Origin of the sequence: Flintibacter porci (genome assembly GCF_041925195.1) — a bacterium.
Classification (GTDB): domain Bacteria; phylum Bacillota; class Clostridia; order Oscillospirales; family Oscillospiraceae; genus Lawsonibacter; species Lawsonibacter porci.
Genome location: NZ_JBHEVB010000006.1, coordinates 110,733 through 122,852 on the forward strand (window position 1 = coordinate 110,733; position 12,120 = coordinate 122,852).

Sequence of the window (12,120 nt, forward strand, 5' to 3'; positions counted from 1 at the left end):
CATATGAACCCACTGGCCCCTCTGCTGGAACAACATGTCCGGAGCCATCCGGAACTGGAGCTTCAGGACGCCATCAAATTTCTCTATCAGAGCTGTATGGGCCCCGGCCATCTTGGGCTGGACTCCCAGGCTGTTCTGGACCGTCTGGAGGCGGAGTGGGCCGATGTGGAGGGTGACGCCGATGCGCCCCTTACAGAACCTCTGGGCGGTGGTCTGTGCCGGCTGTCTCTGGCGGCCTGCAAAGGGCAGGGGCTGGAACCCTCTACTCTGGCCGCCCTCTTTCTTCATACAGCTCAGACGGTCACACCGGACCGGAAGGGGCTGGAAGACAGCCTGAAGCTGCTCTACACCCTGCCCTTCCCCCAGGCTGAAGTGGATCAGGTTCTGGAGGACTACCGCAAGGCCGGCATGCCGGCGGTCCACCACAGCGACCGCTACCGCATGGCCTACTCCCCCGCTTACCGGGTCGTAGATCAGGATCTGGCCCGGCTGCTGCCTCTGCTGTCCGCCATCGACCGCCACCGCCGCACCCATTCCCAGACTCTGGTGGCTCTGGACGGTCCATGCGCCACGGGTAAAACCACTCTGGGTGGTTTTCTCTCCCGCCTCTACCGCTGCCCTCTGTTTGATATGGACGACTTCTACCTGCCCCCGGAGCGCAAGACTGCCCAGCGGCTGGCTGAGCCGGGCGGCAATGTAGACGCGGAACGCTTTTTTACCGACGTACTCTCCCCCCTCTCCCGGGGTGAAACCGTACACTACCGCCCCTACCATTGCCACTCCAATGCCCTGGGTGAGGAAATCGCAGTCCCTCCTGCCCCACTGGCTGTGGTGGAGGGCGTGTACTCCCTGCGTCCGGAACTGCAGCCCTACTACCACGTGAAGTGCTTTCTGGATGTCCCCTGGTCTACCCGCCGCGCACGTCTGCTGGCCCGGAATGGGCCTGAGGGTCTGGAACGGTTTGAAAAGCTATGGATCCCCCTGGAGGACGCCTACTTCCGTGCTTTTCCCATTCGTGAGTGCTGCGATGTGATTCTGCAAGGCTGAAAAAGGAAAGACGCTTGTGTCAAGTTTTAAACTTGACACAAGCGTCTTTTTCTCGTATATATGTCAGATTTCTTTGATTGTATCAAAAATTAGGCCAGTTTCGATGTAAAGTTTTTTGCTTGTCCATCGTGCTTCCCTATGGACTCAACGCTTCTCCGTAAAGGCGGTGATCTCAGCATGCGCCTGGGCCAGCTGCGCGCGGATAGGCAGGTGCTGAGGACACAGCCGCTCACACCGGCCGCAGCGGTAGCACTGGTCAGGCCGGGCCTCGGCCTCCATTCCCTTCCAATCCCGGCGGGTGACAGGGTAGTTCTGATACATGGCCATACGGTTCCAGATACGGAAGCTCTTGGGGATGTCCACCCCAGCCGGGCAGGGCATACAGTACCGGCAGCCGGTGCAGCCGTTTTTCACCCGCTGGGCCAGCCGGCGGGCTGTCTCATCCACCGCCGCCCGCTCCTCATCGGACAGAGGACGGAACTGGCTGAAGGTATTCAGATTGTCCTCCAGCTGTTCCATGCTGCCCATGCCGCTGAGCACTACCTTCACCCCAGGCAAACTGCCTACCCAGCGCATAGCCCAGGAAGAGGGCGTGGCATCGGGATCCAGCGCGCGCAGAGGTTCCAGCACCTCCTCCGGGGGCTGAGCCAGCAGTCCGCCCTTCACCGGCTCCATGATGACCAGAGGGACCCCCAGCTCCAAGGCCAGGTCGTGGCCCCGCAGGCCCGCCTGGATGTTCTGGTCCATGTAGTTGAGCTGGATCTGACAGAAATCCCAGTCTCTGGCCCGGAGGATTTCCTCAAAGGCCTCGTACTCATCGTGGAACGAAAAACCGAACCAGCGGAACTTGCCCTCCCGATGGCACTGCTCTAAAAAGTCCACGACCCCAAGTTCCAGCATCTTCTTCCAGCTGCGGCCGCTGAGGCTGTGCAGAAGGTAGAAGTCAAAGTAGTCGGTCTGGAGCCGCTCAAACTGCTTGGCAAAGATATCCTTGGCCTGCTCCAGGCTGTCGATAATGGCGCAGGGCATCTTGGTGGCCAGGCAGTAGCTCTCCCGGGGATAGCGGGAGAGCAGGCGCCCCATCATAGGCTCGCTCTCTCCGTCGTGGTAAAACCAGGCGGTGTCATAGTAGGTCACTCCTGCCTCCATGGCACGGTCGATGAGCTGCTGGGCCTTCTCCTCGTCCACGGTGTGGTCCTTGTTCACGGGAAAGCGCATACAGCCATAGCCCAACAGGGAGGGCCGCAGCTCCATCCCCGGTTTCTCCATGCGGTAGTCCATCAAGCATCCTCCTCTTCCAGGTAGCGGGCGGCTTCCTCTACCACCAGCTTCACATAGCCCGCCAGTCCCATCTCCTGGGTACCGGCCACCCATACGCCGCAGCTGTTCATGGGCACCAGAAACTTTCTGGCCCGGCAGCTGCCCACCGCCTGGGCCATAACAGGGGTAACCTCCCCTAAAATGGCGTCAGATACGACAATACCCATGGGGCCCAGCACTGCATCCGCATCCTGTACTCCCCGCACCACCGGGTTCTCTCCGGTGGCCGCTTGGTCCGCTCCCGCCTTCTGCATGGTGGAGGTGGCCACCCCGTTGGTCCCAATGACCAAAATATGGGCCTGCGGCATCCGGGCGCGGGTCTCCTCCACCAGCAGCTTTCCAAGACGGCCTCCCTGACCGTCAATGATCACGATTTTCTTCATACTCTCTCCTTGTGTATTTCTCTCTCAGCGGCCCAGGAAGGATTCCAACTCCTCCATCCGCTCCACACCGTGCTGATAGCCCTCTCCCCACAGCAGGCGCAGCTTTTCCACATTGTGCTCGATCCGCCCCACTCCGTGGAGGGAGTCGGGAGCAAAGATCAGCACCTTGCCCTGGCGCTCCAGCTCAAACAGCTCCTCTTTATCCGCGTTGTACTTCTCTGCCCGCTCCCGCATCGTCTGGCAGAAGTTGGGGTACTCACGGTAGCGCCGCTCAATGAGACGCTGGAGTTTCTCCGCCTTGCGCACAAAATCCCGGGGCTTGGTCAGGATCACCACAGCCCGGTCACACCCCTGCTCAAAGGCCCGATGGAAGGGGATGGCATCTGCCGCTCCGCCGTCCAGATAGGGTTTGCCGTCCAGGTGATAGATGGGGAACATCAGAGGCAGGGCACAGGTAGCCTGAAGCAGCAGGAACTTTTCATCCCGCCGTGGCACCTCCATATACTCCGCCTTGCCGGTGTCCAGATTGGTCACCACCGCCTCTACATGTCCGGGAAAGGCGGCAAAGGTATCATAGTCAAAGGGGACCAGTTCGTTGGGGATGGTCTCATAAGAGAACTCCAGGCCAAAATAGCTGCGGTTATGCTTATCCACCAGATTTTTCAGCCCCATATACCGCCGGTCGTTTACAAACCGGGTAAGGATCTCCAAGTTGCGCTGAGGTTGTTTGGAGACATAGCTCACCCCGTAGGCAATGCCCGCCGACACACCGATCACATAGTCCACCATCAGATCCTTGGAGAGCATGGCATCCATCACGCCGGTGGAATAAATGGTGCGCAGCGCGCCCCCTTCCAATACCAAACCAGTTTTCATGGTCTTAAAACTCCTTTCCGGAACAAAACGCGTTGGATTGGCTTGCATAAGTCAATTCCGTACCATATATTATACCCTCTTCCCCTTCCCATTGCAAATGGCACATTGACAACCTTTTGGGCGGGCGGTATGATGAGAGACAACAAAATTACAGGAGGCGACCAGCGATGGCCAAGATCGTTCATACCGTAGAGGAGCTGATTGGAAACACCCCTCTGTTCCACCTGGAGACCAATCCCCAGACCGGAGCCCGTCTGCTTGTAAAGCTGGAGTTTCTCAACCCCGGCGGCAGCACCAAGGACCGGGCCGCCCTTTCCATGGTACGTAACGCCGAAGAGCGGGGTCTTCTCGCCCCCGGCGGCACCATTATCGAGCCCACCTCCGGAAATACCGGCATCGGTCTGGCCTGTGTGGCCGCCAGCCGAGGTTACCGCCTGATCCTCACCATGCCCGATACCATGAGTGCAGAGCGGCGGGCCATGCTGGCCGCTTACGGTGCCCAGCTGGTGCTTACCCCCGGCGCTCAGGGGATGCAGGGGGCCGTGGACAAGGCGGAGGCTCTGGCCAAGGAGATCCCCGGCAGCCTCATCGCCGGACAGTTTGAAAATCCCGCCAACCCGGATGCCCACTACCGCACCACCGGTCCGGAGATCTGGGCAGACACCCAGGGGCAGGTGGACGCCCTGGTGGCCTGTGTGGGTACCGGCGGCACCATTACCGGCACCGGCCGCTATCTGAAGGAACAAAACTCCGCCCTCCATGTGGCGGCGGTGGAGCCTGACGCCTCTCCCCTGCTCTCCGTCGGCCAGGCCGGCCCCCACCAGATTCAGGGCATCGGCGCCAACTTCATTCCCGCCGCTCTGGATCGAACCGTGCTGGACGAGGTGGTGCGGGTCACCGACGAGCAGGCCTTCCAGACCGGCCGGGAGCTGGCCAAGCAGTTTGGCCTGCTGGTAGGCATCTCCTCCGGCGCTGCCGTGTGTGCCGCCCGCCAGCTGTGTGCCCGGGAGGAGTTCCGGGGCAAGACGGTGGTAGCCGTCCTCCCCGACTCGGGAGACCGCTACTTCTCCTCCCCCATGTTTGCCCAGAAGTAATGGATTTCCCTCTGATCTGCCGCAATTTTTCCTGAAATTTATCTAATTTTTTCTTGTTGTTTCAGAAAAAATTGTGTATAATTTACATGCAGAGGAGGGTGATTCAGATGGCAACCTTAAAAGATATCGCCGCTGCCACCGGGATTTCGGTATCTACCATTTCTCGGGTACTCAATCAGGATGAGAGTATCAGCGTCACCTCTCAAACCCAGCAGAAGATCCTGGAAGCGGCCCAGGCACTGGGTTATGTTCCGGTGCGCAGCCGGAAAAGTGAGGGGGACCGGACCCTGAAAATGGGGATCGCTCAAATGTTTGAGAGCGAGCAGGTCATGCAGGACCCCTACTATCTGTACATGAAAAATGCCCTGGAGCAAGTGTGCTTCTCCCGAGGGGTTGAGACTACGCCCCTGTTTCGGGACCAGCAGGGCAACTTTGCTATGCAGGGCGAAGGAGGACTGGACGGAATCTTTGCCATCGGCAGCTTCACCTGGCAGGAGATCCGCAGCTTTCAAAAGCTGAGCCGCCACATAGTCTTTGTGGACTCCTCCCCTGATGATGAGCAATTTTTCTCCGCGGTGCCCAACTTTCATCTGGGCGTGCGCCAGGCCCTCAACCATCTGCTGGATGCCGGCCATGTGAAAATCGGCTTCATCGGCAGCCATTTCACCCTGCAGGAGACCCACGATCTAAAGCTGGACGCCCGGCTGTACTACTTCCGAAACAGCTTGCAGGACAAGGGGCTCTACCGTCCGGAGTGGGTGCTGGACTGTGAGATGAATTCTCCCTCCGCCTATCAGGCCCTCAGCCGCGCCATTAAGGAATGGGACCAGGCCCCCACCGCCCTGTTTATCTCCTCCGACGCCATGGTGCAGGGCGTGCTGCGTGCGCTGGACGAGGCAGGCTGGGCAATTCCGGAGCAAATCAGCCTGATTGCCTTCAATGATACGCCCCTGTCTCAAAATGCCACACCACCTCTCTCCTCCGTGCGGGTACTCCAGCACGAACTGGCGGTGGCAGCCATGACTGCCATGGAGCTGAGCCGTTCGGGAGCCCAATACCCCTTTAAAACCGTAGTCCCCTGTGTATTTGTGGATCGGCGCAGCGTGGCCAAGGCAAAAAAATAAAGAAAAGAGATGTGCCCGGGAGAAAACTCCCGGGCACATCTTTTTTACTCCAGAATTCCCTGGTCTTCATAGAACTCCCACGCCCCCGAATGCAGAGGGATGGGCAGATCCTGGCAGACAAATTCTCTGTCTGCCATCTCAGCCAGGGCCGGGTGCTCCTTGGTCAGCTTCTCGGTGGCTGCCCAGATCTCTTGGGTGATCTGATAGACCAAATTTTCAGGCATAGAGGCATCGACACACAGCAGGCACTTGACCCCGAAGGTATCTACATCTTCCTCCTGCCCCGCATAGGTCCCCGCCGGAATGACCACCGGATAATATGACTGATTCTCTGCCAAAATGGCCTCCAGCTCCTCCTGGGTATATTTCAGAAGCTGACAGGGCTGGTTTTGGGCCAGTTCCTTCAGTCCTCCCACCGGCGCGCCAGAGAAGCCATGGATGGCATCCAGTTCGCCCTGCTCTACCATCCGTGCCCCATCGCCCAGTCCGCAATTGATCAGCTGCGTTCCTCCCTGGTCCAGTCCAAGCACTGTCACCGCTGTACGGGCAGACAGTTCTGTGGTGGATTCCTGGGGACCCACGCCAATCCGCTTGCCTACCAAGTCATGGACGTACTCCGCACCCACAGACTGGGGCGCAATCCAGTTGGAGGTACTGACATAGAGGGCCGCCACCGCCCGCAGACTCTCCATGGGCTGGGAAAAATCATCCTGCCCATAGTAGGCAGCGTAGGCCACGTCACCGGATACCAGCCCCAGATCGATTTCTCCCCCAACCAAGCCCCGCACGTTCATCGCCGAGCCGGTGGATGCTCCGATATTCACTTTGATGGAGCTGTCTCCGTTGGTAATGGCCTGGGCAAGGGCGCTGCCCACGGTATACATCGTCCCGCCGCTGTCGGCTGTACCGATGGTCAGCACGGTCAGCCCTTCCTCTCCAGAGCCGGTTCCGCCGCCAGTACCGCAGCCTGTGAGCAAAAGGCACAGTGCTGCCCCCATCAACAGCGTTTTTCTCCACACGTCTGTGTCCGCCATGGTCTCCTCCCGTTTTACAATACACTAATAGGGTCCCTCTCTTCTTTTCGGCACTACTATACCACAGTTCACCCCGTTTTCACAATCGGAAGAACCCACAAAAACCACTCCGCGGCGCTGCTTTTGCAGCGCCGCGGAGTGGTTGTAGGAAGAGGGAAATGTTCAGGCTGCAAAGATGCTTCCGAACAAAGAGAGGAAAATAGGGTTGTAAATGTCGTCGATAATCACGGCGAAGGAGGGGTAGAGCACCCAGGCCACATTGTGCCAGCCATACTGATCCATGACCGCCTTCTCGTTGGCCACGGCGTTGGGTCCGGAGCCGCAGCCCCAACCGCAGTTGCCGGCCGCCATGACAGCCGCACCGTAGTCCCGGCCGAACATGTTGAAGGAAACGAAGATGGCAAACACAGCCATGAGGACCGCCTGAACCAGCAGGATTACACCCATCTGGCCGGCCACACCAGCCAGGGCGGTAATATCGATGGTCATCAGCACCAGAGCCAGATAGAGCTCCAGGAACATGTGCTCAATGGCGTCCACCTCAGGAGTGTAGAACTTGATATTCAGGGCCTCCATCACATTGCGGGCAATGGCGCCAGCAAACAGACAGCCGATGAACTTGGGCATCTCGATCATGGGGATGTTGTCCAGGATGCAGTAGATGGGCATACCCAGAGCACACATCAGCAGTACCATGCCGAACATGGAGACCATACGGCTGTTGCTCAGCTCGTTGATCTTGCCGTCCACAGCGGACTCAGGCTTGTCGTTGGGGTCAGACTTCAGACCGTGGCGGCTGATGAGGAAGGCAGCCACAGGACCGCCGATGAGGGAACCCATCACATTGCCCAGGGTACCGGCAGTGACGCCCACCGCGGTGGCGGACTCAGGAGCACCCATTTTCTCGATAAAGATCGGACCGAAGGAGGCAGCGGTTCCGACGCCGCCGGACATAGCAGAGGAGGAGCACTGCAGAGCCAGGAAGGGATTCAGGCCGATGAGCTGGCCCACCAGCACGCCCAGAACATCCTGCAGGGTAATGAGCAGGCAGGCGGCAATGGCGATCTTCAGGCACAGCTTACCACCGGCGTGGCGGATCAGCTTCCAGCTGAAGCCGAAGCCCACGCACATAAAGAAGATGTTCTGACACAGGTCCTGAATGGTGCTTACATTAAAGGAAATGGCGATGAGGCCGCTGCCCTTCAAAATAGCAACTACAATGGAAAACAGCAGGCCGGACACCACCGGGGCGGGGATCGCGAATTTCCGCAGCAGAGCGGAACGCTTGACGATGGCATGTCCCAGGAAGATCACGATGGCCGCAAAGCCCAGGCTGGTCAGGTACTCAAACTTGAATGAGCTGACCGCCCCGTCTACTCCGGGGGTGTAGGTGCCAAAATACGCTAGGATTTCTTCTACCGTTGGCATAAAAATACCTCCTTGTTTCTCTCTCCGCACACGCTCCGGCTCCCTCTCGCGTGATAGACAGCGTGCGGTTTTCTTAACAAAAAGTTTAAAAAATTCAGTGAAGAAAGTCAATTTAAGTACGTATTGAAGACCTTTTGTAAGTAAAGTAACAAAAGATCCGCTTGTGGGACATCCACAAACGGATCTTTTGTTCCGGGCAATCTGTGCGCATATCTGTATGAGATTTTCGCCATTTACGCCTTTTTTCAGAAGAAATGTACAAATTTGAACGCAGCTTTTTGTTCCTTATGTAGATCCCTTTCCCGCTGCACCAAAGTTTCCGGTGTAGCGGTAGCGGATGGAGGGACGGCCTCCGGTCTGGTAGTCGATAGAGCTGACCAACTCCCCGGTTTCCACCATATAGTTGACATAACGGCGAATGGTGATCCAGGACAAATGCACCTGTTCGGCGATCTCCTCGCTGGTAAGGGCCTGTCCCTGACTGCGGGCCAGGAAGTCCTGAATCAAACGCAAAGTGGCTCCATTGAGTCCTTTGCTCAGCTGAGGCGCGCTTTCCTCTCCGTCCTGGGACTGCAGCAGCTGGTCAATGGCCTTTTGATCCATTCCCCCTGAATTGGACAGCAGCTTCTGTCGCTGAAGGAACTTGTCCAGCGCCTGCCGGAACCGGGCAAACTCAAAGGGTTTGACCAGATAATCCTGCACTCCCCGGCTGAGCAGAGATCGCACAATATCTGTATCGCTGGCCGAGGTGACCATGATCACCGCCGGAGCCCGCCCCATGGCATGCAGGTGATCCAAAAACTCCTGCCCGTTCATCTCCGGGGTGTAGTAGTCCAGCACGATCAGCTCCACGTCCTGGTGTGCCAAATACTCCAGGGCCTGTCCTCCGCTCTTGCACACCTGCGCCACCTGAAAATGGCGATCGCTCTCCACATACTGCCGGTCAATGGCCGCCACCATGGGGTCGTCCTCTAAAATCAGCACCCGATAGGTCATACTGCTCCCTCCTGTCTGGTAAAGGTCAGGGTAAAGCAGCTGCCTGCCCCCGCCTCAGTCACAATGTCGATGGTACCGTTGTGGCTCTCTACAATCTGCTTCACCAGGGGCAGGCCCAGGCCCCGGCCCTCTCCTTTGGTGGAGACTCCTTTTTCAAAAATGTGCTCCCGCACCGCCGGGTCAATTCCCCGGCCCGTATCCTCACAGACAATGATGTTGCAGTCTGGGCGGCAGTATAGCCCCAGCTTGATCTCCAGCAGCTCACCATCTCCCTTTGCCAATTCCTCAATGGCATTCTCCAGCAGATTACCCACCACGGTGATGCAGTCCTGCTCCTCCAGCAGCAGATCTTCCGGTCGGCAGCTGCTGTCAGGCGCTACCGTCAGGCGGATCCCCAGTTCCGCTGCGTGCATCATTTTGCCGATCACCAGAGCGCACAGCCGGGAGGCACGGATGCAGTCGGCGGTCTCCCGGATGGCCTGACTGGAGACAAGGCCGCTGTTGACGATGAAGGAGATGGCCTTTCCGGTCTCTCCGGTCTGGAGATACCCCAGGATGACGTGGAGCTTATTCATAAACTCGTGGTTGAAAAAGCGCAGGGTGTCCAGCATATTCCGGGTGCCCGACAGCTGATCGGACAGCCGCATCATCTCCGTCTTATCATGCAGCACACTCAGCACGCCGTCCAGCCCCTCTTCTCCTCGAATGGGTACTTCGCTGGCCAGTACCTGCCGTTCTCCAATCACGCAGGAACGGTTGTGGAACGTCTGTCCGGTGCTGGCCGCCTGGACACAAGCACTCTCCGGGAAAACCTCCTCCAGCTGCCGCCCCTCCAGTTCCCCCTGGGAAGCGCCCAGAAGGCGCTGGGCAGCCTGATTGGAAAAGATGACCGTTCCTTCCCGGTCGGTGGCCACCAGTCCATCCTCAATGGCGTTGAGCACATCTTCCTGCCTGAGATAGAGTTCCAGCAGTTCGGTGGGATGGTGTCCTTTCAGAGAACCCCGCAGCAACGCTACGATCCCCCGGGACAGCCCCACACCCAGCAGCAGCACCACGCCCAGGATCACCAGGGCGTAAATCACGATCACCCGGTTCTGCTCCCAGATATCGGAGGTAAAGATAGAGGTCATCACAAAGCCGATGATCTCCCCCTGGTCATTTTCCACCGCGTGGAAGGCCCGGCGCTGAGATCCATAGGTACTGTATCCGGTGGTGATATAGGGTTCGCTGCCCTCCAGGATGGGCACCTCCTCCCCTTCCACGAAGGTCTCGCCGCTCTGCTGGCGGTCGGTGTGATAAAAGCGCAGGCCGCTGGTGTTGTAGATGACGATCACGTTCAGATCCTTCACGTTCTCGCTCAGACTGTCCAGCTGCCGGGAAACAGCCGGGTCCGGATACCCCCGTTCCAGCATGTCCTCCACCGCTTCCAGCTGGGCAATATAGGCGGCGCTGCTGCGGATGGTGTCATCCATGCTCCTCAGCTGCCGGGTGATATCCACATACAGCATGATCCCCATGGTCACAAGCAGCAAAATGGATGAGACGCTGACAAAGCTGATAAACAGCTGCCTCTCCAGCGGCATTTGTTTAAATTTGGCCAACATGGCTTTCTCCTCCGTTTCGCCCTTGTGTCTCTGCAGCACAGCAAAAGGCGTGCCCGGTTTTTGTATCCAGGCACGCCTTGTGGTTGCTTGTGTGTATTACGCCTTCACCGGGAAGGTAATTCCGCCCACATTCACATTGACAGCGGCAATCTCCAGGCCGGTCATGGACTCCACCGCGTTCTTTACGCCGTCCTGCACCGCCTTGCCCACCTCGGGGATGGTGTTGCCGTAGGACATGAGAATGGACAGATCCACCGTCACCTTCTCATCTTCCATCTGCACATGCACGCCCTTGGCCAGGGTCTTCTTTCCCAGCAGTTCGGCAATATCGCTGCCCAAATTGGCGGCCAGGCCGCTGACTCCCTCCACCTCCAGGGCGGCGGCGGCGGCAATACCAGCCAGCACTTCTTCGGAAATATGGATATTGCCCAGCTCGTCAGAGCGGGAGACATACTCCTTATTCTCGCTCACGGATGGTCACGCTCCTTCACGTTACAGTTCTTCCAGGATACTTGGTGTTATTGTACCACGCCGGAGCGTCTTTGACAACCAAAACCTAAAATTTCTAGCCCTCACTCCACCTCGATGATGGTCACCTGGTCGGCAGTAAAACCGGCATTCTGGCTGACCACATCCAGGATACGTGCGGTATCCGCGTCGGTGAGTCCCCCTTCGGGCGCAGCGACTGCCAGGCTCAGAGAGTTTTCCCCAATAAAGGCTACACAGTCGGTATACCCCTTGGCAACGATCATGTTTTCGATCTGGGCCTCGGTAACGGTGTAATCGGCCATGGTCTGGATGCTCTGATTGGCCTCATCCCGCAGGGTCTGATCCGCATCCTCCCGAGCGGCGGCATCCTGGAGCAGGCTCAGGGCGCTGTCCCGGGACTGCTGGCGGTTGAGCCTGGCATTGGCAAAGTAGTCATCGCCGCTCTCTGCACCGGTCTGCTGACCGTCGGTGCCGCTCTGGTCCCCCTGCTGGGCAGCGTTGTCCTGCTGGGACGAGCTGGAGTTGTCTGCGCTGGAGCTGCCGGACACCAGCGGGTCCTCGTTCCCCACCATGGTGGACTCTCCCAGCGTTTTGCCTGCCTCCTGCTCATAGCTCCAGTTTAAGTACACCGCCGCACACACGAACACGGCGATCACCGCTACCACCGCGTTGCGCTTCCAAAGCTGGGACATGCCCTTCTTGTTCCCTGTTTTCATTGCTGACTT

Annotated in this window: 12 protein-coding genes; 3 read left to right on the forward strand and 9 right to left on the reverse strand. The window is 58.3% G+C overall.

What is annotated here, in order from left to right; genetic code table 11:
- The first annotated feature begins 3 nt into the window (after positions 1-3).
- Entirely contained in the window at positions 4-1,047 is a 1,044-nt protein-coding gene (locus tag ACEVJL_RS08090) for a uridine kinase family protein (RefSeq protein WP_374737435.1), read from the forward strand.
- 144 nt (positions 1,048-1,191) lie between these two features.
- Here the strand turns inward: ACEVJL_RS08090 and ACEVJL_RS08095 are convergent, their stop codons facing one another.
- Genes ACEVJL_RS08095 through ACEVJL_RS08105 form a run of 3 tightly spaced genes read right to left on the reverse strand, consistent with a single transcriptional unit; the run spans position 1,192 to position 3,626 of the window.
- The gene (locus tag ACEVJL_RS08095; RefSeq protein WP_008980164.1) at positions 1,192-2,328 is read right to left on the reverse strand and encodes an aldo/keto reductase; all 1,137 of its coding nucleotides are present in this window, start codon (positions 2,326-2,328) and stop codon (positions 1,192-1,194) included.
- Positions 2,328-2,750, reverse strand: a complete 423-nt coding sequence (locus ACEVJL_RS08100) for a DUF3842 family protein (protein ID WP_008980163.1) — start codon at positions 2,748-2,750, stop codon at positions 2,328-2,330. Before ACEVJL_RS08100 ends, ACEVJL_RS08095 begins: the two co-directional genes overlap by 1 nt.
- Before the next feature lie 24 nt (positions 2,751-2,774).
- Positions 2,775-3,626 (reverse strand): patatin-like phospholipase family protein, encoded by an 852-nt coding sequence (locus tag ACEVJL_RS08105; RefSeq protein WP_235397596.1) that lies wholly within the window; start codon positions 3,624-3,626, stop codon positions 2,775-2,777.
- 167 nt (positions 3,627-3,793) lie between these two features.
- Here ACEVJL_RS08105 and cysK point away from each other — a divergent pair, with 167 nt between their 5' ends.
- Positions 3,794-4,720 carry a cysteine synthase A gene (gene cysK, locus ACEVJL_RS08110; protein WP_374737436.1) on the forward strand — a complete coding sequence of 309 codons (927 nt, stop codon included), beginning with the start codon at positions 3,794-3,796 and terminating at the stop codon, positions 4,718-4,720.
- A gap of 107 nt (positions 4,721-4,827) precedes the next feature.
- A complete protein-coding gene (locus tag ACEVJL_RS08115) occupies positions 4,828-5,844 on the forward strand; it encodes a LacI family DNA-binding transcriptional regulator (RefSeq protein ID WP_374737437.1) in 1,017 nt (338 codons plus the stop codon).
- A gap of 44 nt (positions 5,845-5,888) precedes the next feature.
- On the opposite strand, the gene ACEVJL_RS08120 is transcribed toward ACEVJL_RS08115, so the two are convergent.
- From ACEVJL_RS08120 to ACEVJL_RS08145, 6 genes are all read right to left on the reverse strand, one after another.
- Positions 5,889-6,878: a TAXI family TRAP transporter solute-binding subunit gene (locus ACEVJL_RS08120; protein WP_374737438.1), complete on the reverse strand. Its 990-nt coding sequence runs from the start codon at positions 6,876-6,878 to the stop codon at positions 5,889-5,891.
- Between the two features lie 162 nt (positions 6,879-7,040).
- Entirely contained in the window at positions 7,041-8,306 is a 1,266-nt protein-coding gene (locus ACEVJL_RS08125; RefSeq protein ID WP_374737439.1) for a sodium/glutamate symporter, read from the reverse strand.
- 285 nt (positions 8,307-8,591) lie between these two features.
- Positions 8,592-9,302 carry a response regulator gene (locus ACEVJL_RS08130; protein WP_374737440.1) on the reverse strand — a complete coding sequence of 237 codons (711 nt, stop codon included), beginning with the start codon at positions 9,300-9,302 and terminating at the stop codon, positions 8,592-8,594.
- Positions 9,299-10,906, reverse strand: coding sequence for an ATP-binding protein (locus tag ACEVJL_RS08135; protein WP_374737441.1), 1,608 nt, complete (start codon positions 10,904-10,906; stop codon positions 9,299-9,301). The genes ACEVJL_RS08130 and ACEVJL_RS08135 overlap by 4 nt, the downstream gene beginning before the upstream one ends.
- A gap of 96 nt (positions 10,907-11,002) precedes the next feature.
- The gene (locus ACEVJL_RS08140) at positions 11,003-11,377 is read right to left on the reverse strand and encodes an Asp23/Gls24 family envelope stress response protein (RefSeq protein WP_008980155.1); all 375 of its coding nucleotides are present in this window, start codon (positions 11,375-11,377) and stop codon (positions 11,003-11,005) included.
- Positions 11,378-11,478: 101 nt separating this feature from the next.
- Entirely contained in the window at positions 11,479-12,111 is a 633-nt protein-coding gene (locus ACEVJL_RS08145; protein WP_302667880.1) for a SpoIIIAH-like family protein, read from the reverse strand.
- Positions 12,112-12,120: the final 9 nt, after the last annotated feature.

What these genes read in the sequence shown, in the direction of transcription:
- ACEVJL_RS08135 (WP_374737441.1), bottom strand. Translation starts at nt 10,906, where the DNA reads ATGTTGGCCAAATTTAAACAAATGCCGCTGGAGAGGCAGCTGTTTATC.
- ACEVJL_RS08145 (WP_302667880.1), bottom strand. Translation starts at nt 12,111, where the DNA reads ATGAAAACAGGGAACAAGAAGGGCATGTCCCAGCTTTGGAAGCGCAAC.
- ACEVJL_RS08095 (WP_008980164.1), bottom strand. Translation starts at nt 2,328, where the DNA reads ATGGACTACCGCATGGAGAAACCGGGGATGGAGCTGCGGCCCTCCCTG.
- ACEVJL_RS08100 (WP_008980163.1), bottom strand. Translation starts at nt 2,750, where the DNA reads ATGAAGAAAATCGTGATCATTGACGGTCAGGGAGGCCGTCTTGGAAAG.
- ACEVJL_RS08125 (WP_374737439.1), bottom strand. Translation starts at nt 8,306, where the DNA reads ATGCCAACGGTAGAAGAAATCCTAGCGTATTTTGGCACCTACACCCCC.
- cysK (WP_374737436.1), top strand. Translation starts at nt 3,794, where the DNA reads ATGGCCAAGATCGTTCATACCGTAGAGGAGCTGATTGGAAACACCCCT.
- ACEVJL_RS08090 (WP_374737435.1), top strand. Translation starts at nt 4, where the DNA reads ATGAACCCACTGGCCCCTCTGCTGGAACAACATGTCCGGAGCCATCCG.
- ACEVJL_RS08105 (WP_235397596.1), bottom strand. Translation starts at nt 3,626, where the DNA reads ATGAAAACTGGTTTGGTATTGGAAGGGGGCGCGCTGCGCACCATTTAT.
- ACEVJL_RS08115 (WP_374737437.1), top strand. Translation starts at nt 4,828, where the DNA reads ATGGCAACCTTAAAAGATATCGCCGCTGCCACCGGGATTTCGGTATCT.
- ACEVJL_RS08130 (WP_374737440.1), bottom strand. Translation starts at nt 9,302, where the DNA reads ATGACCTATCGGGTGCTGATTTTAGAGGACGACCCCATGGTGGCGGCC.
- ACEVJL_RS08120 (WP_374737438.1), bottom strand. Translation starts at nt 6,878, where the DNA reads ATGGCGGACACAGACGTGTGGAGAAAAACGCTGTTGATGGGGGCAGCA.